We start from the raw sequence: 1,233 nt of genomic DNA, 5'->3' as shown, positions 1-1,233 counted from the left end.
GGACTACGGCGTCACCACCCCGTTCCCGATCCAGGCCGCCACCATCCCCGACGCCCTCGCCGGCCGCGACGTGCTCGGCCGCGGCCGTACCGGCTCCGGCAAGACCCTCTCCTTCGGCCTGCCGCTGCTCGCGACCCTCGCCGGCGGCCACACCGACGCCAAGCGCCCCCGCGGCCTCATCCTCACCCCGACGCGCGAGCTGGCCATGCAGGTCGCCGACGCGCTCCAGCCGTACGGCGACGTGCTGCGGCTGTCGATGAAGGTCGTCTGCGGCGGTACGTCCATGGGCCGCCAGATCGGCGCGCTGGAGCGCGGCGTCGACGTGCTCGTCGCCACCCCCGGCCGGCTGCGCGACGTCATCGACCGCGGCGCCTGCTCCCTGGACCGGGTGCAGATCACCGTGCTGGACGAGGCCGACCAAATGGCCGACCTGGGCTTCCTGCCCGAGGTCACCGAGCTGCTCGACCAGGTGCCGTCGGGCGGGCAGCGGATGCTGTTCTCGGCCACGCTGGACAAGGGCGTCGGCACGCTCGTCAAGCGCTACCTCGTCGACCCCGTCAGCCACGAGGTGGACCCGTCGGCCGGCGCGGTGACGACGATGAGCCACCACGTGCTCGTCGTGAAGCCCCGCGACAAGGCGCCGGTCACGGCCGCCATCGCGGCGCGCAGGGGTCGCACCATCGTCTTCGTACGCACCCAGCTCGGCGCCGACCGCGTCGCGGACCAGCTCCGCGAGACCGGCGTGCGCGCCGCCGCGCTGCACGGCGGCATGACGCAGGGCGCGCGGACGCACACGCTGGCGGACTTCAAGGACGGCCGGGTGCACGCGCTGGTGGCGACGGACGTCGCCGCGCGCGGCATCCACGTCGACGGCATCGACCTGGTGCTGAACGTCGACCCGGCCGGCGACCACAAGGACTACCTGCACCGCGCGGGCCGCACGGCCCGGGCCGGCGAGTCCGGCACCGTCGTCTCCCTCGCCCTGCCGCACCAGCGCCGCACCGTCTTCCGCCTGCTGGAGGACGCGGCGGTGGACGCCTCGCGGCACATCATCAGCGGGCGCGGCGCGTTCGACCCCGATGTGGCGCGGATCACGGGCGCCCGGTCGATCGACGAGGTGCAGGCCGAGTCGGCGTCCCAGGCGGCGACCGCCGCGGAGCGGGACGTGACGCAGCTGGAGGCCCAGCTGGAACGGGCCCGCAAGCACGCCGTGGAGCTGCGCGCGGAGGCGAC

Annotated in this window: 1 protein-coding gene; it reads left to right on the top strand. The window is 74.9% G+C overall.

Going from position 1 to position 1,233, the window contains the following annotated elements; all coding sequences use genetic code 11:
- Positions 1–1,233 (top strand): DEAD/DEAH box helicase (locus H5J30_RS34230; protein ID WP_181791708.1); only part of this gene is annotated, 1,233 nt, incomplete at both ends.

This window comes from Streptomyces phytophilus (assembly GCF_013870535.1).
GTDB lineage: Bacteria > Actinomycetota > Actinomycetes > Streptomycetales > Streptomycetaceae > Streptomyces > Streptomyces phytophilus.
This window is presented reverse-complemented; position numbering and strand designations above follow the sequence as displayed.